The organism is Streptomyces filipinensis (genome assembly GCF_014649495.1).
Classification (GTDB): domain Bacteria; phylum Actinomycetota; class Actinomycetes; order Streptomycetales; family Streptomycetaceae; genus Streptomyces; species Streptomyces filipinensis.
Genome location: NZ_BMTD01000001.1, coordinates 253577 through 275047, shown reverse-complemented (window position 1 = coordinate 275047; position 21471 = coordinate 253577). Strand labels below are relative to the sequence as shown.

The window sequence follows — 21471 nt, the reverse complement described above, 5'->3', positions numbered from 1 at the left end:
ACAGGGTCCGCACAACGGCCTCAGCGGGAGGCGGTGACCGGTTCCTCCGGTTCGGCACGGCCGGTGAAGGTCCGCCACAGCACGGCGTACCGGCCGTCGCGGGCGAGGAGTTCGTCGTGGGTGCCGTCCTCCGCGACCCGGCCGTGGTCCATCAGCACCACCCGGTCCGCCTTGGCCGCCGTGGTGAGGCGGTGGGCGACCACCAGCGTCGTACGGCGTCCCGCCAGGCGGTCGGTGGCCTGGTTGACCTGCGCCTCCGTGGCCAGGTCCAGGGCGGCCGTGGCCTCGTCCAGGAGCAGGATGTCGGGGTCGACCAGTTCGGCGCGGGCGAGCGCGATCAGCTGGCGCTGGCCGGCCGAGAGGTTGCGGCCGCGCTCGGCGACCTCGTGCAGATAGCCACCCTCCAGCGTGGCGATCATGTCGTGTGCGCCGACCGCCCGTGCCGCCGCCTCCACCTCGGCGTCGGTGGCACCGGGCCGGCCGTAGGCGATGGCGTCGCGGATCGTGCCCGGGAAGAGATAGGCCTCCTGCGGGACGACCCCGAGGCGGTGCCGGTACGAGGTCAGGTCCAGGGCGCGCAGATCCGTGCCGTCGACCGTGACCCGCCCCGCGGTGGGGTCGTAGAAGCGCGCGACCAGCTTGACGAGGGTCGACTTGCCGGCGCCGGTCTCACCGACGAAGGCCACCGTCTGCCCGGCGGGGATCGTCAGGTCGATGCCCGTGAGCGCCGCGCCGGTCTCGTCGGCACCCCCGTACGCGAAGTGCACCCCCTCGAAGGCGATGTCCCCGCGCAGCGACAGCACCTCCAGCGGCTCGTCCGCCGCCTTCGTGGACGCCGGCTCCCGCAGCAGCTCCTGGATGCGGCCCAGGGACACCGTGGCCTGCTGGTAGCCGTCGAAGACCTGGGAGAGCTGCTGGACCGGCGCGAAGAACAGGTCGATGTAGAGCAGGTACGCCACCAGGGCGCCGGTCGTCAGCGTGGCCGCCTCGATCCGGTGCGCGCCGGCGATCAGCACGCTCGCCGCGGCCACCGCCGACAGCAGCTGGACGAACGGGAAGTAGACCGATATCAGCCACTGGCCGCGGATGCGGGCGCGCCGGTAGCTCTCGCTGCGCTCGGTGAACCGCCGCCTGCCGTCCCGCTCGCGCCCGAAGGCCTGCACGATCCGCAGGCCGGCGACCGACTCCTGCAGGTCGGCGTTGACCGACGAGACGCGCTCCCGGGCGAGTTCGTACGCCTTCACGCTCGCCCGGCGGAAGAAGAAGGTCGCGACGACCAGCGGGGGCAGCGTGGCGAAGACGACGAGGGCGAGCTGGACGTCGATCACCAGCAGGACGACCATGATGCCGAAGAACGTGACGACCGAGACGAACGCCGTGACCAGGCCGGTCTGCAGGAACGTCGACAGGGCGTCGACATCCGTGGTCATCCGGGTCATGATCCGGCCGGTCAGCTCGCGCTCGTAGTAGTCGAGCCCGAGCCGCTGGAGCTGCGCGAAGATCTTCAGCCGCAGCGCGTAGAGCACCCGCTCGCCGGTCCGGCCGGTCATCCGGGTCTCGCCGATCTGCGCGACCCACTGGACGAGGACGGTCCCCAGGGCCAGCAGCGAGGCCGCCCAGACCGCGCCGAGGGCCATCTTCGACACGCCCGCGTCGATGCCGTGCCGGATCAGCACCGGCAGCAGCAGGCCCGCGCCCGCGTCCACGGCGACCAGCAGCAGGCTGAGCAGGAGGGGCGTGCCGAAACCGTGCAGCAGGCGGCGCAGGCCGTAGGAGTCCTCGCGGCGCACCGCCCGGGCCTCGTCGACGTCCGGGGTGTCGGTGGCCGGCGGCAGCGCCTCCACCTGCGCGAGGAGTTCCGGGGTGGCCGGGGTGCCGCTCAGCGCCTGGTCCTTGGGTTCGCGGTCGCCGGTCCACAGCCGGGGGGTCACACCCCGCTCCGCGTCGAACTCTGCGTCCAGCTCCTCGCGGACCGAGGTGTCCTCGCGCGGCAGGGCGGGCTCGGTGTGGCCCGGCGAGACCCAGCCCAGCTCGTCCGGATCGGTGAGCAGCCGCCGGTACAGCGCGGACCGCTGCTGGAGCTCCTCGTGCGTGCCGAGGTCGGCGAGCCGGCCGCCGTCGAGCACGGCGATGCGGTCGGCGAGGTTGAGGGTGGAGCGGCGGTGCGCGATGAGCAGGGTCGTACGGCCCTCCATCACCTGCTTCAGCGCCTCGTGGATCTCGTGCTCGACCTGGGCGTCCACGGCCGAGGTGGCGTCGTCCAGGACCAGCAGGCGCGGGTCGGTGAGCAGGGCGCGGGCGAGCGCGATGCGCTGGCGCTGGCCGCCGGAGAGGGTCAGGCCCTGCTCGCCGACCGTGGTGTCGTAGCCCTCGGGGAGCTCGGCGATGAAACGATCCGCCTGAGCGGCGCGGGCGGCAGCCTCGATCTCCTCGCGGGTGGCGTCCGGGCGGCCGTAGGCGATGTTGGCGCGGACGGTGTCGGAGAAGAGGAACGAGTCCTCCGGGACCAGCCCGATCGCGGCCCGGAGCGAGTCCAGGGTCAGCTCGCGCACGTCGTGGCCGCCGATCAGGACGGCGCCGTGGGTGACGTCGTAGAAGCGCGGGAGCAGCAGGGAGAGGGTGGACTTGCCGGAGCCGGAGGAGCCGACGACGGCCAGGGTCTCGCCGGGCCGTATCTCGAAGCTGAGCCCTTCGAGGACCGGACGCTGGTGGTCGTAGCCGAAGGACACGTCGTCGAACTCGACGGTCGCGGGCGCGTCGGCCGGGAGGGTCTTCGTGCCGCCCCGCAGGGTCGGCTCGGTGTCGATCAGCTCCAGGACGCGCTCGGTGCCGGCCCGGGCCTGCTGGCCGACGGTGAGGACCACCGCGAGCATGCGGACCGGGCCGACGAGCTGCGCGAGGTAGCTGGAGAAGGCGACGAACGTGCCGAGCGTGATGTGCCCGCGCACGGCCAGCCAGCCGCCGAGGGCCAGCATGGCGACCTGGCCGAGGGCGGGGACGGCCTGCAGGGCGGGGGTGTACCTGCTGTTCAGCCGGATCGTGCGCAGCCGCCCGGCGAAGAGCCGGTGGCCGACCTCCCTGAGCTTGCCGGTCTCCTGCTCCTCCTGCCCGAAGCCCTTCACCACGCGTACGCCGCTGACGGCGCCGTCGACCACGCCCGCGACGGCGGCGGCCTGGGCCTGGGCGTACCAGGTGGCGGGGTGGAGCTTGCTGCGGCTGCGCTTGGCGATCCCGTACAGGGCCGGTGCCACGGCGAGGGCGACCAGGGTCAGCGGCAGCGACAGCCAGGCCATGATCACCAGGGAGATCAGGAAGAGCAGCACGTTCCCGAGGGTCATCGGGAGCATGAAGAGCAGGCCCTGGATCAGCTGCAGGTCGCTGGTGGCCCGGCCGACCACCTGCCCCGTGGACAGCTCGTCCTGGCGGCGGCCGTCGAGGCGGGTGATCGTGCCGTACATCTCGGTCCGCAGGTCGTGCTGGACATCGAGGGCGAGCCGGCCGCCGTAGTAGCGGCGGACGTACGCGAGGACGTAGACGAGGACGGCGGCCGTTATGAGGGCGCCGGCCCAGGGGGCCATGGAGCGCGTGCGGGTGCCGATGACGTCGTCGATGATCACCTTGGTGATCAGGGGCACCACCGCCATGACCGCCATGCCGGCGAGGGACGAGCCGAGGGCGAGCATCACGTCCCCGGGATAGCGCCAGGCGTATTCCGCCAGCCGTCGTGCCCATCCCCGTTGCGCTGCCACGCGGGTGCCTCCCTCTAGACCTGGTCTGCCGGAAGGCACCAACGCCGAACGATGCGGATTTCATCCCTCCGCAACAATGGGCACGCGTACCCGCAGGTCGTAGAAGCGGGTCGTCTGTGCCGCGTTCTGGTTGTCGTCGCTCACCAGCAGCACCTTCAGGCGGCCGGTGCGGTCACGGCCCGTGACCGCCATGCCCTCGATGTTGTCCAGCAGGGGGTTCGGCTGGGGCTGCCTGGCCGTGGCGCCGAGGCTCGGGCAGTCCGCGATGTCGGCGAGCAGGGTCTTCCTGATCAGGTGGACCTCCGGCCGGCCGGTGAGGTTCTCGATGCCGCTGGTGTCCGTCGCGTGCCGGAGGTCGGCCAGGTAGAGGCGGACGGTGTTGCCGACCCCGGCGGTGAAGCCGCGCTCCAGGACGAGCAGGCGACCGTCGGGGGTGGCCTGCACCTCGGGGACGCCGAGGCCGGTGTCGGTGCGGTAGCCGTACTGGGCGGCGAGGCGGAACCGGCCGTGGTGGCGGGTCCAGGCCTGGAAGCGGACGATCCCGGTGGTGTCGCCCGAGATCGCGTCCTCCATGGAGGCCAGGAGGGTGCGGCCGCCGGGCAGCAGGGTCAGGCCCTCGAACGTCTGGTTGCCCGTGGCCCGGCCGGCCGGGGCGACCTGCAGGGAGGACGGGACGGGGAGCCGGTCGAGGAGCCTGCCGTCGCCGGAGTAGCGGCGTACGGACGGCTCGGTCTCGGAGGTGACGAGGCGGGTGCCGTCGCGGTCGACGACCAGGCCCTCGGAGTCGAGGTCGGCGCCCTTCTCGTCGGCGAGGTGGACGGACGCCCTCGGCTGGAGGGTCCCGGCGTCCAGGTCGAACAGGGACGAGCGGTCCGCCAGGGCCGCGAGCGATCCGTCCCGGTCCACCGCGAGGGCGGAGAGGTTGCCGACGAAGGTGCCCTCGTACGTCGTCTTGTCGAGCGCGTCGGAGAAGCGGTCGATCGACACGGTGGACGAACAGGCGTGGCTCGTGGCCCCGTTGGCGGCGGCCGGCCCGGCGGCGGTCAGACAGGCGGCCGCCGCCAGGCCGGCGGCGAGGGTGGCAAGTACGTTTCTCGGGCGCATGGTCGGTCACCGTAGGGCCGGCCGGTGACGCGCGGGAGACCCCCTCGTGAAGCGTCGGTCCGCCTCAGCCCTGCGGCGGCACCGCGACGAAGGCCTCGGTCGGCTTGCTGGTCGGGGTGTACACCGCCGTGCCGGGCGTGGTCGGCACAAGGTCCTTGTGGATGGCCTTGGCGACGTTCTGGATGGTGGTGACGCCGTAGCCCATGGTGCTGTTGTCCTGCGTCAGCACCGAGATCATGTAGTCGTGGCCGGCGCCGTTGAAGGTGCCGAGGCTGTGCACCCGCCAGCCGTGCGTCGCACGCTGCAGCCAGCCGTTCTTGACGTGCACGGAGACCGTGGAGGGCGCGCCGGCCGGCGTGCCCCAGCGCTGGTCGGAGACGACCTGGCCCATCAGCTTGAGGATGTAGGCACGTGCGTTGTCGGTCAGCACGCTGTTCTTGGCGGTGACGAGCTTCAGCAGCTTCTGCTCGTCGGTGACGTTCTCCTGGGTCAGACCCCAGTAACCGCCGGTGCCGGGCACGGTCTTGGTCATCCCGGCGGCGGCCAGGAAGCCCTTGATCTTCGTCATGCCCAGCTGCTTCCACAGCGCGGTCGTCGCGTCGTTGTCCGACTGGGTGATCATGGCCTTGGCGAGCGAGGTCTCACGGTCGGTCAGGTACCGGTTGTGCTTCTTGGCGTCCCACAGCAGCGTGGCGAGCACGGTGACCTTGACGGTGCTGGCCGAGTCGTAGGAGCTGGTGGCGCGCAGGGTGCAGGTGGTGTTGGTGCTGCGGTCGTACAGGCCGATGGCGACCGTGCCGTGACGGCCCGCGAGAGCGGCCGTGATGTCCTTCTGCAGCTTGTCGGCCAGACCCGCCTTGGCGGACGTACAGCTGACGGCGGGCGTGGTGGCGGCGGCCGGGACGGCGGCGGCCGCGATGGGTATGAGAACGCCGGCGCCGAGGGCTGCCGCCAGCACTTTGACGCGTCGGGTCATGCGGTGGGTCATGAGAAGGTCCCCCTGGGAACGTCGTGTGGGCGCACGCCTGCGCCTGTGGGGTTGACTCGCCGGAACCGCCGGAAGTTGTACGCATGTTCCCAGGGCGGGAGTTCAAGGTGACCGGCGGGTGGCGGTGACGCGTGCGGACACTCCGGGACAGACACCCGCAACTGCCGCACCTCCCCCGTCCACCCACAGCCGCCGCGCGACCCACAGCCTCCGCCCAGGTGCACCACAGCCCGCACCCATCGCCGGTCTGCATGGTGCACTCGTGACCTCCGCCACCGATCCCCTCCCCCGCACGACCACCGCGACCCCCGACGCCCGCCCCTCGGCCGGGCCGCCGGACCGGGCACCGCGCTGGTCGCTCCCCGCGCTGCTCGCCGTCCTGCTGCTGGCGGCCGGGCTCTACTCCTGGAACCTCTCCGGTTCGAGTCTCAACACCTTCTACAGCGGCGCCGTCTGGGCCGGTACGCAGAGCTGGAAGGCCTGGTTCTTCGGGTCACTGGACCCGGGCAACTTCCTCACCGTCGACAAACCGCCCCTCGCGCTGATGCTCATGGGCCTGTCGTGCCGGCTCTTCGGCTTCGGCACCTGGCAGATGATGGCGCCGATGGTCGTGGTGGCCCTGGCCACCATCTGGATCCTGCACACGTCCGTGAAGCGGGTGTGGGGCCACGTCGCGGCGGCGGTGGCCGCGCTGGTCCTGTCCCTGACCCCGGTCACGGTCGCCATCAACCGCGACAACAACCCCGACACGCTGCTGGTGTTCCTGATGGTGTCGGGTGCGGCACTCGCGCTGCGCGCCACGCGTGACGACAGGCTGCTGCCCCTGCTCGGCTCGGCGGCCTGCTTCGGCCTCGCCTTCAACACCAAGCTGCTCGCGGGCTACATCGCGCTGCCGGCCGTCTTCGCGGTCCACCTCTACGCGTCCCGGGCCGCGTGGCCGAAGCGGATCGCCCACCTGCTGCGCGCGGCGGTCGTCCTCGCCGTCTCCAGCTTCTGGTGGGCGCTGGCCGTCTCCCTCGTCCCGGCCTCCGACCGGCCCTACATCGGCGGTTCGACGGACGGCACCGCCTGGGACCTGATCATGGGCTACGACGGTCTCGGCCGCGTCTTCGGCGGCGAGGGCAACGGCGGGGGCGGCGGAGGCGGCGCGAGCTTCTCCGGCACCTCGGGCCTCGGCCGGATGTTCAACGACGTCCTCGGCGGCCAGATCTCCTGGCTTCTGCCCTTCTCCGCGATCGCGCTGACCGGCGGCCTGGTGCTGTGCGGGCGCGCCCCGCGCACCGACCTGAAGCGGATGGCGCTGGTGCTGTGGGGCGGCTGGACCGTGCTCCACTACGTCATCTTCGCCACCGCCCAGGGCACCATGCACCCCTACTACACCACCGCGCTCGCCCCGGGCATCGCGGCGCTGTGCGGCGGCGGTGGCGTGATGCTCCTGGACGCGTTCCGCGCCGACGGGCGCTGGGCCTGGGCGCTGCCGCTCGGCTGCGCCGTCACCGGCGTCTGGGCGATCGTCCTGCTGCGCCGGGCCTCCGGCTGGAACACCTGGCTGTGGCCGGCGATCGGTCTGCTGACGGTGGCCGGGGTCGTGGGCATGCTGGTCTTCCGCACCGGCGGCAGGGCCCGGCTGCTGGCCGTGTCCGTCGCCGCCGCGCTGGTCGCGGCGGTCGCCGGCCCGGCGGCGTACGCCTGGTCGGTGCCGTCGGGTTCCGGCGGTGGCATGGGCGGTACGAACCCCACGGCCGGCCCCTCGACGGGGGGCGGCTTCGGCGGTGGACCCGGCGGGGGCCGGGGCGGCTTCGGCCCGGGCGGCACCCGGCAGGGCAGCGGCAACACCGAGGCCGGCGGGATGCCCGGGGGCGGGCAGGGAGCGCCGGGCAGGGGAACCGGTGAGCTGCAGGGAGGCGGGAACGGTGGAATGCCGGGCGGAGGGAACGGTGAGCTGCCGGGCCGGGGCTCCGGGTTCCCCGGCGCCGGCCAGGCACCTGGCGGCACCGGCCAGGCACCCGGCGGTGCGGGAGCGGCCGGCGGCGCGGGCGGCGCCACGTCCGGCCGGAGGGGCGGCGCCACGTCCGGCCGGAGGGGCGGCGGCTTCGGCGGCCCCGGCGGCGCAATGGGCGGCGGGGCGAGCAGCGAACTGATCGCCTATCTGAAGAAGCATCAGGACGGCGCGACCTGGCTGCTGGCCGTGCCCGACTCCCAGTCCGCCGCACAGCTGGAGCTGACCGCCAGGGCGCCCGTCATCTCCATGTGGGGCTTCACCGGCAGCGACAAGGCGATGACCGTCGCCAAGCTGAAGGAACTGGTGAAGAAGGGCGAGCTGCACCACGTCCAGCTGGGCGGCGGCATGAGGGGCGGCCCCGGCGGTGGCGGCAACAGCGTCAGCTCCGAGGTCACGGCGTGGGTGAAGAAGCACGGGACGGCGGTGAAGGAGAGCGCGTACGGCAAGACACCGAGCTCGTCCTCTTCCTCCTCCACCAGCCAGCCCACGCTCTACCGACTGGACCCGTCGGACGCGAGCTGAGCCGAGCATCCACGCGGCGCGCCAAGGACCCGGCCGACCCTTGGCGCGCCGGGCCCCCTAGTTAGGCTTCGCCTGGGGGGCGGCCAGGCAGGAGCCGACTCCAGTACTTCGCGGTGCCCAACGAGCTAGGCCGTCGCGAGTTCGCACCACACGTACTTGCCCCGATCCCCGAAGCGGGCCGCCGGCTGCCACCCCCAGTACTCCGCGCACGCCCTCACCAGTCCCAGCCCGCGCCCGTCCTCCAGTTCCGCGACCTGCTCCAGCGGGCACGGAGGATCCGGCGGCGCGGGGTCCGTGTCCCACGCCCCGATCCACACCATGCCCTCCGGGGTGCGGCGGACCCTGAGCGCGGCCGGACCCTTCGTGTGCCGTACCGCGTTCGACACCGACTCCGCCGCCAGCAGCTCCGCCGTGTCCGCGATCCCGATGAACCCGTGCAGGGTGAGGATCAGGCGCAGGGTGCGGCGACACACCGTGACGGCTCTGAGGTCGTTGGGGATGCAGAGGGTGTAGTCCCAGGACTCGTTTTCGGGCATGCGTCATCAACTCCGGGAAGAGAAAGGGGATTTGAGCGCGCGGTGGCATTGCCGCAGCCGTCATGGCAGGACGGAGCGGTGCGCTTCCGCTGCGTGTGCGTTGCATCACCGACGGTAGGTCTAAATCTAGGGACGGGACAAGCCGATCGCGTAATCTGACACCGAACGGGTCGTTCTCTGCTGGCGTGTCAGGAGGCGCAGTCGATGGTGAAGAGGCGCGAGCCAACGGCACGTCAGCTGCGGCTGGCAACGGAACTGCGCAGACTCCGCGAGGCTGCCGGGCTCAATTCACGGCAGGCAGCAGCACTGCTCGGCGTGAACCCGGCCCAGATCACACATATCGAGTCCGCACTCGCAGGTGTCAGCGAGCAGCGAATCCGCCGCCTCGCCTCGCACTACGCCTGCACCGACGACGAGTTCGTCGATTCCCTGGTCGCGATGGCCGTCGATCGGACGCGCGGCTGGTGGGAGGAATACCGGGGTCTGCTGCCCACGTCGTTCCTGGACCTGTCCGAGCTGGAGCACCACGCCAAGTTCCTGCGCCACGTGGCGATCCTGTATGTGCCGGGCCTGCTGCAGACGGAGGACTACTCGCGTGCCGTCTTCTCGTCCAGGTTGCCGGAACTGACCAGCGACGAACTTGAGTTGCGCATCCAGCATCGAAGGGAGCGCCAGAAGTTCACTCTCCCGTACGAAGCGGTGATCCATGAGTCGGCACTTCGGATCCGAGTCAGCGATCGTGCCGTCGCCAGGGCCCAACTCGCCCGCCTCGTCGAGCTCTCCGAGGCAGAACACATCAGCCTGCGCGTCATTCCCTTCGACCTGGACGGCTTCGCCAGTGCCTCCAGCACGATGACGTACGTGGGCGGCCCCGTTCCCAAGCTGGACACCGTAGTCCGGGACGCGTTGCACGGCTCAGCGTTCATCGATTCCGAGGCACAGCTCAACACGTATCGAACGAGCTTCCGTAAAGTGGAGGCCGCGTCACTCGCGCCCGAACAGTCGCGTGACTTCATCCACAAGCTGACCAAAGAGCTGTGAGGAACCACATGGACAACTGGCGGAAGTCGTCCTATTCGGGGCCGGGCGACGGCAACGAGTGCGTCGAGATCGCGGCCACCCCCACCCACATAGCCGTCCGTGATTCGAAAGCCCCCGCCCGAGCCACCCTCACCTTCCCCGACGGCGCCTTCGGACGCTTCCTCGAAGCGTTGAAGGAGAGCTCCGCCACGGCGGAGTAGCGGCTCAGCCCACCTCCTCCCCGGTACGCGCGTCCAACCGCCACGTGCTGGGCTCGCAGTCGATGCCGTCCGCGGCGGAGGCGCACGGGGTGTCGGCGACGACCACCGACCAGATCGCGCGCCAAGGGCCTGTGTCGCCCTTGGTGCGTTCGGTCGTGAGGGGGCCGGCGTGGATCCGCAGTCCGGTGGTGTCGGTCTGACCCTTCTCCTCCTGCTCGCGGACGAGCCTCTCGGCCTGCCGGGCCGAGAGGAGGTGGGCGGGCAGGGGCACGTGGGTGGGGCCGAGGTCCACCTGCAGGCCCGTCACGTGTCCGGCGCGGTCGAGCCGGACGTCGAGGCTGCGGGGCATCTCCACTCCACGCTCCTTGTAACGCCAGGAGGTGACCCACCCGGCAGGGTCGTCGACCGCTCGTGTGGCGTGCCAGGGCGCCGAGTCGGCCCAGGGGTAGTGGGCGCGCATGTAGGTACGGGCGATGCGGTAGGCGTCCGCGGTGCTGCGAGGCGTTGCCGCGCCCGGCACCGCGAAGGCCGCCTCCTTCGGGTGTCCGGTGCTCTCGAAGTCCACGGTCAGCCGGCGTCCGCCGGGCCACATCAGCTCGGCGGGGAATCCGCCCGCGAACTGGACCGACATCGAGCCGCTGTAGCCGTCGAGGCCGGGCCTGACCCTGACGGCACCGACCCGGTAGCGGTCGCCGAAGGCCTGTCGTACGGCCCGCTCGGCGGCCACGCGCTCGTCGCCGTGGGCGTCCCGCACGGTGGAGCCGTCCACGTGGTCCAGGGTGACCGCGCTGCCGCAGACGACCGCCCCGAGTACCGCGAGGACGGCCGTCACGGCCACGGTGGGCGCGGCCCAGGCCCGCCACGCGACCCTCCCGCGCGACCACACGAGCCCCGCGGCCACGCCGACGACACCGCCGCCGGCGTTCATCTCCACGTCGGCGCTGTCGCAGACGCCGCTCGCGAAGGGGGCCAGGGCCTGGGTCAGTTCGATGACGAACGGCAGCGCCAGGACGCCGGCGAGCACGGGCAGCGGGCGCCGCAGGGCGAGCACGCCGAACAGGCCGAGCGGCACGAACATCGCCAGGTTCCACAGGCCCTGCGTGGTGTACAGGGGCTCGGTGATCTCGTGGTTGATCACGCACTCGGCGCGTCCGGCCTCGCCGCCGCGCAGCGCGAGGGTGACCCCGAGGACACCGGTGAGGCAGCACGCCAGCGGTGCCCACCAGCCCGGATGGGCGGCCCGGCGCCGGCGCGCGAGAGCCCACGCGAGGGCGCCCGCGACCACCGCGACGGCCGTGAGCCCGGCCAGGAAACCGATGTCGTCCCCGAAAACAGCGTCGAACACGCGTGCCCCGTCCCCCGATGCCATCCTCCGACACACCGCCCCGCTGCCGGCGGAGGCGGTGCGGCTCCGGCGGCCTGGTCAGGGCCCCTGAAGCATGATCACTTCAGAGGACGCCCGCGACCGCCGCCCGGTTTCAGGCCGTGCGCTCCCGGTACGCCGTGCCCGGGGACGTGGTCCAGGTCGGCCGGGGAGGAGGCGGCGACCATCGGGGTGGACAGGGCGTCCCTGGCGTCGTAGCGGTCCTTCACCTCGATACGCCACGGGCCGTGACGCGGGACGAGGATCTCCGCCCGGTCGCCCACCTTCCCGTGGCCCGCCGCGCGGGCGCATGGTTTCGGCCGCGTCACCCGGCGTCCGGCTCCGCGAGGTGCGTCGGGGCGAACATCCGCAGCACCGCCGGGAGGACGACCACCGACGGGCCCGGCGTGGCGAGCGCCTTCGCCAGGTCCTCCTCCAGGGTCTCGGGGGTCGTACGGATTCCGGGGACCCCGAAGGACTCGGCCAGCGCCACGTAGTCCGGGCGCGTCAGCTCCGTCGCCGTCGCCTGGCCGAAGGCGTCCGTCATGTACTCGCGGAGGATGCCGTAGCCGCCGTCGTCGACGATGAGCCAGGTGACCGGAAGGCCGTACTGAGCGGCCGTCGCCAGTTCCGCGATCGAGTACAGCGCGCCACCGTCGCCCGACACCGCCAGCACCGGGCGGTCCGGGTCGGCCGCCGCCGCGCCCAGCGCGGCCGGGAAGCCGTAGCCGAGGCCGCCGGCGCCCTGGGCCGAGTGCATGGTGTTCGTGCCCCGGGGGTCGAAGGCCGACCAGGCCCAGTACGCCAGGATCGTCATGTCCCAGAAGGACGGGGAGTCGGCGGGCAGGGCGCGGCGGACGGACGCCAACACGTCCTGTTCCAGGGTGAGTTCCTGGGAGGCGATCCGGTCGGCGACCTTCGCGAGGAGCTCCCGCACCCGCCCCGGCGCCGATGCGTCGGTCCGGTCGGTCACCGTCTCCAGCAGGGCCTGGAGGGCCAGTCGCGCGTCCGCGTGGATGCCCAGGGCGGGGTGGTTCGACTCCAGCTTGCCGGCGTCCGCCTCGATCTGGATCACCCGGCCTCGGGGCTTGAACGTGTGGTAGTTGGAGGACAGTTCTCCGAGGCCCGAGCCGATCACCAGCAGGACGTCCGCGTCCTCCAGGAAGTCCGTGGTGTGACGGTCCTCCAGCCAGGACTGCATCGACAGCGGGTGCTCCCAGGGAAACGCCCCCTTGCCGCCGAAGGTGGTCACGACCGGCGCCTGCAGCTTCTCGGCGAGCCGCAGCAGCTTGCCGGGGGCGTCGGACCGTACGACTCCGCCACCCGCGATGATCGCCGGACGGGCCGCGTTCGACAGCAGGTGGGCGGCGACCGCCGTCAGTTCGGGGCGCGGGACCAGCTCGTCCGGGGTCGCGTCCATGGCCGTCACCGCGGGCAGCGACGCCTCGGCCAGCAGCACGTCCTGCGGGATCTCCACCCACACCGGGCCGTGCGGTGCCGTCAGCGCCGACTTCCACGCCGCCGCGATCGCGGAGGGGATCTGGGACTGGGTGCGGACCGTGTGGACGGACTTGACCACGCCCCGGAACGAGGCGGCCTGGTCGGGGAGTTCGTGGAGGTAGCCGCGGCGGCCCCCGCCCAGCCCCGCCGTCGGGACCTGGCTGCTGATCGCCAGCACGGGTGCGGAGGCGGCGGCGGCCTCCTGGAGGGCGGCGAGCGAGGTCAGGGCACCGGGGCCGGTGGAGAGCAGCAGCGGGGCCGCCTCGCCGGTGACCCTGCCGTACGCGTCCGCCGCGAAGCCGGCGTTGTTCTCCACCCGCAGGCCGACGTAGCGCAGGGTCGAGCGGCGCAGGGCGTCGAACATGCCGAGGGCGTGCTGGCCGGGCAGGCCGAAGACGGTGGTCGCGCCGAGCCCGGCCAGCGTTTCCACGACCAGGTCTCCGCCGTTGCGGCCCGGAGGGGGATTCAGCGCCGCCGCCGTCTGCTGGTCGGTAGGCCGGAGTACCAGGTCGTGGTCGTGCGTCACTTGGCTTCGGAGTCCTTCCGGGCCGCCGCGATCTGGCGGCTCATGATGGTGGTCAGTTCGTAGGCCGTGTGCGAGGCCGCCACCGAGGTGATCTCGGCGTGGTCGTACGCGGGGGCGACCTCGACGACGTCGGCCGAGACCAGGTTGCAGGACGCCAGGCCGCGCAGGATCTCCAGCAGCTCGCGGGAGGTCATGCCGCCGGCCTCGGGGGTGCCGGTGCCGGGGGCGTGGGCCGGGTCGAGGCAGTCGATGTCGATGGAGATGTACAGCGGGCGGTCACCGATGCGCTGGCGCAGCTGGTCGGCGACCTCGTCGGCGCCCCGGCGGTAGATGTCGGCCGAGGTGACGATGCCGAAGCCCATCTTCTCGTCGTCGGTGAGGTCCTGCTTGCCGTACAGCGGGCCGCGGGTGCCGACGTGGGACAGCGCGGAGGTGTCGAGGATGCCCTCTTCCACCGCCCGGCGGAACGGGGTGCCGTGGGTGTACTCGGCGCCGAAGTAGGTGTCCCAGGTGTCCAGGTGCGCGTCGAAGTGGAGCAGGGCGACCGGGCCGTGCTTCTTCGCCATCGAGCGCAGCAGCGGCAGGGCGATCGTGTGGTCGCCGCCGAGGGTCATCAGGCGGGCGCCGGTGCCGAGCAGCTCGTCCGCGGCCGCCTCGATCGTCTCGACGGCCTCGTTGATGTTGAACGGGTTCACCGCGATGTCGCCGCCGTCGGCGACCTGCGCCAGGGCGAAGGGGGAGGCGTCCTGCGCCGGGTTGTAGGGGCGCAGCAGCCGGGACGCCTCGCGGATGGCGTTGCCGCCGAAGCGGGCGCCCGGCCGGTACGAGACGCCGGAGTCGAACGGCACGCCCACGACGGCGACGTCGGCGGTGCCGACCTCGTCCAGTCGGGGAAGCCGGGCGAAGGTCGCGGGTCCGGCGTACCGCGGGATGCGGGAGGAGTCGACGGGGCCGCGGGGCGTCTCGTAGCTGCTCATGGTGAAATGCCTTCTTTCTTGCGCTTCATCGCGCATGTACTGCTTTCCCTACGACTCTACTGGGGAGCCGGGACCGGTTCGGACGCGAGTTCGGGGGACCGTCCGGCCAGGCGCTCGCGCCAGACGGCGAGGACGGACTCGTCGGTGGGCCGCGTCGCCAGGGAGACGACGACGTACGCGGCGAGGGAGGCGAGCAGGCCGTAGTAGACCGGCTCGTTGGCGAGGATGCCGTAGCCGGCCATGAGGCCGATCACGGAGAGGCCGCCGAGGGTCACGGAGGCGAGGGCGCCCTGGACGGTGCCGCGCTTCCACAGCAGGCCGCCGAGGATGGGCACGAGCAGGCCGCCGACGAGCAGGTTGTACGCGACGGTCAGCGCCTCGACCACGTTGTTCAGCGCGATCGCCGTACCGATCACCGCCACACCCATGACCAGGATGAACGCCCGGTTGCCGGCCACCTCGTCGTGCTCCGCGGAGGGCTCGGACCGCTTGGCGAGCCCCCGCAGCCGCGACCAGATGTCGTTGTTGGCGACCGTGGCGCAGGCGATCAGGGCGCCGGAGGAGGTGGACATCACGGCGGCCAGGGCGGCGGCCAGCACCAGGCCGCGCACGCCGACGGGCAGCTCGTCCTTGACGATGGTGGCGAAGGCGTCGTCGGGGCTGCCGAGCTTGGGGTAGAGCACCTTGGCGGCCGTGCCGATCACCGCGCCGGCGAGGGCGTAGGCCAGGCAGTAGGTCCCGGCCACCGTGCCGCCCCACTTGGCGGTCCTGTCGCTGCGGGCGGTGAACACGCGCTGCCAGATGTCCTGGCCGATGAGCATGCCGAACGTGTAGATCAGGACGTAGGTGAAGATCGTCTCGCCGCCGATGCCCAGCGGGTCGAAGTACGAGGTCGGCAGCTTGGCCCTCATCGCGGCGAAGCCGCCCGCCTTGACGACCGCGATGGGCAGCAGCAGGAGCAGCACGCCGATGGTCTTCACCACGAACTGGACCATGTCGGTCAGGGTGATGGACCACATGCCGCCGAGCGTGGAGTAGGCGACGACGATCGAACCGCCGAGGATGATCGCGACGGTCCGGTTCAGGTCGAAGAGGACGTCGAAGATCGTGGCGTAGGCGATGGTGGACGTCACCGCGAGCATGAGGGTGTACGCCCACATGACCACGCCGGAGATCACGCCGGCCCGGCCGCCGTAGCGCAGGTCCAGCATCTCGGAGACGGTGTAGACCTTCAGGCGGGCGATGCGGGCGGAGAAGAACACGGACAGGGCGAGCAGGCCGAGGCCGATGGTGAAGACCATCCACGCGCCGGAGAGGCCGTACCGGTAGCCGAGTCCCACGCCGCCGATGGTGGAGGCGCCGCCGAGGACGATCGCCGCCATGGTGCCGGAGTACATGGCGGGTCCCAGGCGGCGGCCGGCCACCAGGAAGTCGCTCTTCGACCTGGCGCGGCGCATGCCCCACCAGCCCATGGCCAGCATGCCGGCGAGATAGACGACGATCACTGTGTAGTCGACGGCCATGAGGCGGCCCTCCTTCGCGCACTGTCGGTGGCGTGTCGTGCAGAGACGTGGGGGTGTGACGGCAGCGGATCGCGGGGACATCCGCCCGTACCCGCGGCTGCCGTTCGGTGTTGACCCTAGGTGGCCCGAAAGCGACTGCGAAGTGTACGTTTCATCCATAGAAACGGGGCCGGATGGAGGGAACGCACACCATGCCGGAAACGATCACCCCAGCAGTCCCACCGACCCCACCCGTCCCGCTCTCGGCCCTGTTGGCCCGCGAGGACCTGGCGCTGCGGCAGATCGCGGGCCCGCAGGACCCGTCGATCGTGATCCACTGGGCGCACACCTCGGAGATGGCCGACCTGTACCCGTATCTGCTGGGCGGCGAGCTGCTGCTCACGGCCGGGGTGCACATCCCGGAGGCGGCGGGCTCGGGCACCTACTTCGACGACTACGTCGCGCGCATCGTGGCGGCGGGCGGCGCTGCCCTCGGCTTCGGTCTGGCCCCGGTGCACGACACGGTCCCGCCCGCCCTGGCCGCCGCCTGCGAACGCCACGGGCTGCCGCTGCTGGAGGTCCCGCCCCAGACCACCTTCTCCGGGGTGGCCCGCGCGGTGTGGCAGCTGATGGCCCAGGCCCGCCTGGCCGAACTGCGCCACGTCACGGAGGCCCAGCAGAGCCTCTCCTCGGCCGCCGCCCGCCCGGACCCGGTGCCGTCGGTGCTGCGCCGCCTGGCCCAGCACCTCCTTGCCCACACGGTGCTCTACGGCCCCGACGGCACGGCCCTCGCGGCAGCGGGCCGCGAACCGGCCGAGGAGGTGCGCCGCGCGCTGGCCGGCCTGGCGACGGTGGTCCGCCCCACCGGCGCCCCGCCGCCCGAAGCGGACCGGGCGACCGCGGCGGGACCGCACCCGTCCGGCGCGGACCAGGCCCCCGCTCCCCCGTCGGCCCCCGCCCGCCCGCGGCCCACCTCCGCCACCGACACCGCCGGCTCCGCGCACCTCGCCGTCTACGCCCTCGGTGCCGGCGACGGGTTCGTCCTCGGGGTGGCCGCGCCGCGGCGCGAGCCCGGTGACCACACCATCGCCTCCGTCGCCGCGGTGCTGCTGTCGCTGCTGACCGGCAAGCACCACAGCGGCGCCGGGGCGGGGCGGTCCTCGGCGCTGGTGCGGCTGCTGCTCGGTGCCGCGCCGGAGGCGGTCGCACCGCTGCTGGGAGAGGGCCGCTGGACCGTCGTGCACGCCCGGCCCGAGGACCAGCTCCCGGACGCCGTCGCCGCCTCCGCGCTCGGCGCCGCCCTGGGGTCGCCGCTGGTGGACCTCGCCCATGACGTCGTACGGGTGCTGGTACCCGGCGGGCGGGCACCGGGGCCGCAGGACGGCTGGACGCTCGGGGTGAGCGCCGCCGTGGAGCCGCGCGAGTGGGCGGCCGCCGACGCCCAGGCGGCCCGTGCCCTCGCCCGGGCCCGCGCCACCCGCAGCCCGCTGGTCCGGCACGGCGCCCGGCCGGGGTGGGAGGACCTGGTGCCGCGGGCGGACGCCGAGGCACACGCCCGCGCGCTGCTCGCCCCGCTCGCCGGCCGGCCCGCACTCGCCGAGACGCTGCGCAGCTGGCTGTCCCTGCACGGCAGTTGGGACCGTACGGCGGTGGCGCTGGACGTGCACCGCAACACCGTGCGGCAGCGGATCGCCCGCTGCGCCGCCCTGTTGGACGCCGACCTGGACGACCCGGACGTGCGCATGGAGTTGTGGTTCGCCCTGCGGCACGGCTGACCTGGTGAGTGAGCCGCGTCCCAGCGGGCGATATGCCGAGGACGCCCGCAGCGCGCTGCCTCACAATGGGAGGCATGCCGATATCCGGGACACCCAGCCGCGCCCAGCTCGTCGACCACCTGGTGAGGACCCGTATCGCGGGGGACGTCGCCACGCCCCGCGAGAACAACCTCTCCCACTACCGCCAGCTCGCCAACGGGGTCCGGAACTTCTGGCTCGGCCTGGAACTGGGCGACCGCTGGACGGACGAGCAGGACGTGCTCGCGGTGATGGCGGAGAGAGTCGGCGTCAGCGACGACCCCGAGCACCGGTACGGGCAGGACACCATCGACCCCGAGCTGACGGTGGACGCGCTGGAGCGGATGGCGGGGCGGCTGCGCAAGGCGGCCGAGGGGCGGCAGCGGGTGCTGTTCGCGACCGGTCACCCGGGTGGCCTGCTGGACGTGCACCGGGCCACGGCCGGCGCGCTGCGCGCCGCCGGCTGCGAGATCGTGGTCATCCCGGACGGGCTGCAGACGGACGAGGGGTACGTCATGCAGTTCGCGGACGTGGCGGTGCTGGAGCACGGGGCGACGCTGTGGCACACCCACTCCGGGGAGCCGATGCGGGCCATTCTGACGGGACTTGAGCGCGAGGGGCGCCCGCTGCCGGACCTGGTGGTCGCCGACCACGGCTGGGCGGGGTACGCCGGACAGCACGGCCTGGACTCGGTCGGCTACGCCGACTCCAACGACCCGGCGCTGTTCCTCGCCGAGTCCGAGGGCACCCTGCAGGTCGTCGTGCCGCTCGACGACCATGTGGTCAGCCCGCGTCACTACGATCCCCTGACGGCGTATCTGCTGGCCGAGGCGGGGCTGGCCTGACGCCGGCGGCGGGCTCAGCGCGGGACGCGGACCACGCCCTCCTGGATGACCGTGATGGCGAGCCGGCCGTCCTGCGTGTAGATACGGGCCTGGCCCAGGCCGCGACCGCCGTGCGCGGACGGCGACTCCTGGTCGTACAGCAGCCATTCGTCGGCGCGGAAGGGCCGGTGGAACCACATCGCGTGGTCCAGGGAGGCGCCCACGACATCCCCCACGGCCCAGCCGCCCCGGCCGTGCGCGAGCAGCACCGAGTCGAGCAGGGTCATGTCGGAGACGTAGGTGGCGAGGACGACGTGCAGCAGCGGTTCGTCGACAGCACCGCCCAGCTTGCCGTTGGCCCGGAACCACACCTGGCTGTGCGGCTCACGCGGCTCGCCGAACTGCCCGTACGGCGGCTCGTCCACGTACCTGAGGTCGATCGCCTCGCGGGCCTCCAGGAACCTCTCGACGACCTCCGGGGCGAGGTGGCCGTAGCCGCGCAGCCGCTCCTGCGAGGTCGGCAGCGTCGCCGGGTCGGGCGAGGCGGGCATGGGCGCCTGGTGCTCCAGACCCTCCTCGTACGTCTGGAAGGACGCCGAGAGGTGGAAGATCGGCTTGCCGTGCTGCACGGCGACCACGCGGCGGGTGGTGAAGGACCGGCCGTCGCGGATGCGGTCGACGGTGTAGACGATGGGCGCGCCGGGGTCGCCGGGGCGCAGGAAGTACGCGTGCAGCGAGTGGGCGGGCCGGTCCGCGGGGACCGTCCGCCCGGCGGCGACCAGCGCCTGCGCGGCGACCTGCCCGCCGAAGACACGGGGTACGACGGCGGAGCGGGACTGGCCGCGGAAGATGTTCTCCTCGATCTGCTCCAGGTCGAGCAGATCGAGGAGATCCTGGAGTGCCTGGCTCATGGCGTCAGTTGTACCGGCCAGTGATTGCGGGGACCTTACAGACCCATGTCCTTGGCGATGATCGACTTCATGATCTCGCTGGTGCCGCCGTAGATGCGGTTGACGCGGTTGTCCGCGTACAGGCGGGCGATCGGGTACTCGTTCATGTAGCCGTAGCCGCCGTGCAGCTGCAGGCAGCGGTCGATGACGCGGTGGGCGACCTCGGTGCAGAACAGCTTGGCGGAGGCGGCCTCGGCGGGGGTCAGCTCACCGGCGTCCAGGGCCTCCGTGGCCCGGTCGGCGACGGCCTCGGCCGCGTCCACCTCGGCCTGGCAGGCGGCCAGCTCGAACTTGGTGTTCTGGAAGTGGGCGACCGGCTTGCCGAAGACGGTGCGCTCCTGCACGTACTGCTTGGCGAACCGGACGGCGGCCTTGGCCTGCGCGTAGGCGCCGAAGGCGATGCCCCAGCGCTCGGAGGCCAGGTTGTGGCCGAGGTAGTAGAAGCCCTTGTTCTCCTCGCCGAGCAGGTCCTCGACCGGGACCTTGACGTCGACGAACGCCAGCTCGGCGGTGTCGGAGGTCTTCAGGCCGAGCTTGTCCAGCTTGCGGCCGACGGAGTAGCCCTCGGACTTGGTGTCCACGGCGAACAGGGAGATGCCGTGGCGGCGGTCCTCGGCGGTGGGCGCGGCGGTGCGGGCGCAGACGATCACCTTGTCGGCGTGGACGCCGCCGGTGATGAAGGTCTTGGCGCCGTTGAGGACGTAGTGGGTGCCGTCCTCGCTCAGCTTGGCGGTGGACTTCATGCCCGCGAGGTCGGAGCCGGTGCCCGGCTCCGTCATCGCGATGGCCCACATCTCCTCGCCGGTGACGAACTTCGGCAGGTAGCGCTTCTTCTGCTCGTCGGTGGCGAGCATCTTGATGTACGGCAGGGCGAGCAGCACGTGGACGCCGGAGCCGCCGAACTGCACGCCGGCGCGGGCGGTCTCCTCGTAGAGGACGGCCTCGAACTTGTGGCTGTCCAGGCCGGCGCCGCCGAACTCCTCCGGGACGTTGATGCCGAAGATGCCCAGCTCACCGAGCTTGTAGTAGAAGTCGCGCGGCGCCTGGCCGGCGGCGAACCACTCGTCGTAGACGGGGACGACCTCGGCCTCGATGAAGGCGCGCAGGGTCTCCCGGAAAGCCTCGTGATCCTCGTTGAACACCGTACGGCGCACGCCGCCCACCTCCACGTACCTGTCTAAGCGCTTGCTCAGAATCGAAGATACCGGCGAGTACGGCGATGCGTCCAGGGTGAGCTGTGCCACCCGTCCGGGACGGGGCCGCGGACCCGGTGGCGCCCGTCAGCCCTCGGCACCCCCCGCCGCCTCGAACGCCCCCCGGGCCATCCGGTGCAGCAGCGCCGCCGTGGCGCCCCGCCCCGGCAGTGTCCCCGCGCGGCCCAGGTGCGGGGTGGAGTTCAGCAGGCCGAAGACCGAGTGGACGGCCGAGCGGGCCGACGGCTCGGACAGTCCCGGATAGACCTCCCGCACGACCTCCACCCACAGCTCGACGTACTGCCGCTGGAGCTGGCGCACCAGCTTGCGGTCGCTGTCGCGCAGGCGGTCCAGCTCGCGGTCGTGCAGGGTGATCAGGGGACGGTCGTCCAGGGCGAAGTCGATGTGGCCCTCGATCAGGGAGTCGAGGACCGCGGAGGCGCCCGACTGGCCGTCCGCCTCCGCCAGACGCCGCTTGGCCCCCGTCAGCAGCTGGCCGCTGATGCCCACCAGCAGCTCGGCGAGCATCGCGTCCTTGCCCGGGAAGTGCCGGTACAGACCGGGACCGCTGATGCCGACCGCGGCACCTATCTCGTCGACACCGACACCGTGGAAGCCGCGCTCGGCGAAGAGCCGGGCGGCCTCCTTGAGGATCTGCTCGCGGCGGGTGGGGGCGTCGGTTCTGGTGACCATGCAGGCAA

General features: G+C 72.2%; 17 protein-coding genes. 5 read left to right on the top strand and 12 right to left on the bottom strand.

Annotation, left to right across the window (positions count from 1 at the left end):
- Positions 1–20: 20 nt before the first annotated feature.
- The 3 genes from IE244_RS01210 to IE244_RS01200 form a co-directional block, all read right to left on the bottom strand.
- Positions 21–3749: an ABC transporter ATP-binding protein gene (locus IE244_RS01210; protein ID WP_191870742.1), complete on the bottom strand. Its 3729-nt coding sequence runs from the start codon at positions 3747–3749 to the stop codon at positions 21–23.
- Between the two features lie 60 nt (positions 3750–3809).
- The gene (locus tag IE244_RS01205) at positions 3810–4853 is read right to left on the bottom strand and encodes an esterase-like activity of phytase family protein (RefSeq protein ID WP_191870741.1); all 1044 of its coding nucleotides are present in this window, start codon (positions 4851–4853) and stop codon (positions 3810–3812) included.
- A gap of 64 nt (positions 4854–4917) precedes the next feature.
- Positions 4918–5841: a serine hydrolase gene (locus IE244_RS01200; RefSeq protein WP_191870740.1), complete on the bottom strand. Its 924-nt coding sequence runs from the start codon at positions 5839–5841 to the stop codon at positions 4918–4920.
- 262 nt (positions 5842–6103) lie between these two features.
- Between IE244_RS01200 and IE244_RS01195 the strand changes: the two genes are divergently transcribed.
- Positions 6104–8365 (top strand): ArnT family glycosyltransferase, encoded by a 2262-nt coding sequence (locus tag IE244_RS01195; RefSeq protein WP_191870739.1) that lies wholly within the window; start codon positions 6104–6106, stop codon positions 8363–8365.
- 125 nt (positions 8366–8490) lie between these two features.
- On the opposite strand, the gene IE244_RS01190 is transcribed toward IE244_RS01195, so the two are convergent.
- Complete coding sequence (locus IE244_RS01190; RefSeq protein ID WP_191870738.1) at positions 8491–8901, bottom strand: ATP-binding protein; 411 nt, start codon at positions 8899–8901, stop codon at positions 8491–8493.
- A gap of 204 nt (positions 8902–9105) precedes the next feature.
- Between IE244_RS01190 and IE244_RS01185 the strand changes: the two genes are divergently transcribed.
- The gene (locus IE244_RS01185; protein WP_191870737.1) at positions 9106–9942 is read left to right on the top strand and encodes a helix-turn-helix domain-containing protein; all 837 of its coding nucleotides are present in this window, start codon (positions 9106–9108) and stop codon (positions 9940–9942) included.
- Between the two features lie 8 nt (positions 9943–9950).
- Positions 9951–10142: a DUF397 domain-containing protein gene (locus IE244_RS01180; protein WP_191870736.1), complete on the top strand. Its 192-nt coding sequence runs from the start codon at positions 9951–9953 to the stop codon at positions 10140–10142.
- Between the two features lie 4 nt (positions 10143–10146).
- On the opposite strand, the gene IE244_RS01175 is transcribed toward IE244_RS01180, so the two are convergent.
- The 5 genes from IE244_RS01175 to IE244_RS01155 all read right to left on the bottom strand — a co-directional run bounded on the left by IE244_RS01175 (position 10147) and on the right by IE244_RS01155 (position 16031).
- On the bottom strand, positions 10147–11487 hold the full coding sequence (locus tag IE244_RS01175) for a VanZ family protein (protein ID WP_229853903.1): 1341 nt from the start codon (positions 11485–11487) through the stop codon (positions 10147–10149).
- 98 nt (positions 11488–11585) lie between these two features.
- On the bottom strand, positions 11586–11834 hold the full coding sequence (locus IE244_RS01170; RefSeq protein ID WP_191870735.1) for a hypothetical protein: 249 nt from the start codon (positions 11832–11834) through the stop codon (positions 11586–11588).
- The gene (locus tag IE244_RS01165) at positions 11831–13531 is read right to left on the bottom strand and encodes a thiamine pyrophosphate-binding protein (RefSeq protein WP_191870734.1); all 1701 of its coding nucleotides are present in this window, start codon (positions 13529–13531) and stop codon (positions 11831–11833) included. The genes IE244_RS01170 and IE244_RS01165 overlap by 4 nt, the downstream gene beginning before the upstream one ends.
- Complete coding sequence (gene speB / locus IE244_RS01160) at positions 13528–14508, bottom strand: agmatinase (RefSeq protein WP_191870733.1); 981 nt, start codon at positions 14506–14508, stop codon at positions 13528–13530. Before speB ends, IE244_RS01165 begins: the two co-directional genes overlap by 4 nt.
- A 56-nt stretch (positions 14509–14564) precedes the next feature.
- Positions 14565–16031, bottom strand: coding sequence for a sodium:solute symporter family protein (locus tag IE244_RS01155; protein ID WP_191870732.1), 1467 nt, complete (start codon positions 16029–16031; stop codon positions 14565–14567).
- Positions 16032–16204: 173 nt separating this feature from the next.
- On the opposite strand from IE244_RS01155, the gene IE244_RS01150 reads away from it, so the two are divergent.
- Together IE244_RS01150 and IE244_RS01145 are read left to right on the top strand one after the other, a co-directional pair.
- Positions 16205–17785 carry a PucR family transcriptional regulator gene (locus IE244_RS01150; RefSeq protein ID WP_373305694.1) on the top strand — a complete coding sequence of 527 codons (1581 nt, stop codon included), beginning with the start codon at positions 16205–16207 and terminating at the stop codon, positions 17783–17785.
- Between the two features lie 74 nt (positions 17786–17859).
- Positions 17860–18648 carry a phosphatase gene (locus IE244_RS01145; RefSeq protein WP_191870730.1) on the top strand — a complete coding sequence of 263 codons (789 nt, stop codon included), beginning with the start codon at positions 17860–17862 and terminating at the stop codon, positions 18646–18648.
- 14 nt (positions 18649–18662) lie between these two features.
- Here the strand turns inward: IE244_RS01145 and IE244_RS01140 are convergent, their stop codons facing one another.
- The 3 genes from IE244_RS01140 to IE244_RS01130 all read right to left on the bottom strand — a co-directional run bounded on the left by IE244_RS01140 (position 18663) and on the right by IE244_RS01130 (position 21463).
- Positions 18663–19538 carry an acyl-CoA thioesterase gene (locus tag IE244_RS01140; protein ID WP_031159775.1) on the bottom strand — a complete coding sequence of 292 codons (876 nt, stop codon included), beginning with the start codon at positions 19536–19538 and terminating at the stop codon, positions 18663–18665.
- 35 nt (positions 19539–19573) lie between these two features.
- Complete coding sequence (locus IE244_RS01135) at positions 19574–20731, bottom strand: acyl-CoA dehydrogenase family protein (RefSeq protein ID WP_191870729.1); 1158 nt, start codon at positions 20729–20731, stop codon at positions 19574–19576.
- A 126-nt stretch (positions 20732–20857) separates the two neighbouring features.
- Positions 20858–21463 carry an SACE_7040 family transcriptional regulator gene (locus IE244_RS01130; protein WP_191870728.1) on the bottom strand — a complete coding sequence of 202 codons (606 nt, stop codon included), beginning with the start codon at positions 21461–21463 and terminating at the stop codon, positions 20858–20860.
- Between the last annotated feature and the right edge of the window lie 8 nt (positions 21464–21471).

Bases quoted from the DNA above. Each gene is read 5' to 3' on its own strand.
- IE244_RS01180 (WP_191870736.1), top strand. From the start codon at position 9,951: ATGGACAACTGGCGGAAGTCGTCCTATTCGGGGCCGGGCGACGGCAAC.
- IE244_RS01185 (WP_191870737.1), top strand. From the start codon at position 9,106: ATGGTGAAGAGGCGCGAGCCAACGGCACGTCAGCTGCGGCTGGCAACG.
- IE244_RS01130 (WP_191870728.1), bottom strand. From the start codon at position 21,463: ATGGTCACCAGAACCGACGCCCCCACCCGCCGCGAGCAGATCCTCAAG.
- IE244_RS01150 (WP_373305694.1), top strand. From the start codon at position 16,205: ATGGAGGGAACGCACACCATGCCGGAAACGATCACCCCAGCAGTCCCA.
- IE244_RS01145 (WP_191870730.1), top strand. From the start codon at position 17,860: ATGCCGATATCCGGGACACCCAGCCGCGCCCAGCTCGTCGACCACCTG.
- IE244_RS01190 (WP_191870738.1), bottom strand. From the start codon at position 8,901: ATGCCCGAAAACGAGTCCTGGGACTACACCCTCTGCATCCCCAACGAC.
- IE244_RS01140 (WP_031159775.1), bottom strand. From the start codon at position 19,538: ATGAGCCAGGCACTCCAGGATCTCCTCGATCTGCTCGACCTGGAGCAG.
- IE244_RS01155 (WP_191870732.1), bottom strand. From the start codon at position 16,031: ATGGCCGTCGACTACACAGTGATCGTCGTCTATCTCGCCGGCATGCTG.
- IE244_RS01205 (WP_191870741.1), bottom strand. From the start codon at position 4,853: ATGCGCCCGAGAAACGTACTTGCCACCCTCGCCGCCGGCCTGGCGGCG.
- IE244_RS01200 (WP_191870740.1), bottom strand. From the start codon at position 5,841: ATGACCCACCGCATGACCCGACGCGTCAAAGTGCTGGCGGCAGCCCTC.
- speB (WP_191870733.1), bottom strand. From the start codon at position 14,508: ATGAGCAGCTACGAGACGCCCCGCGGCCCCGTCGACTCCTCCCGCATC.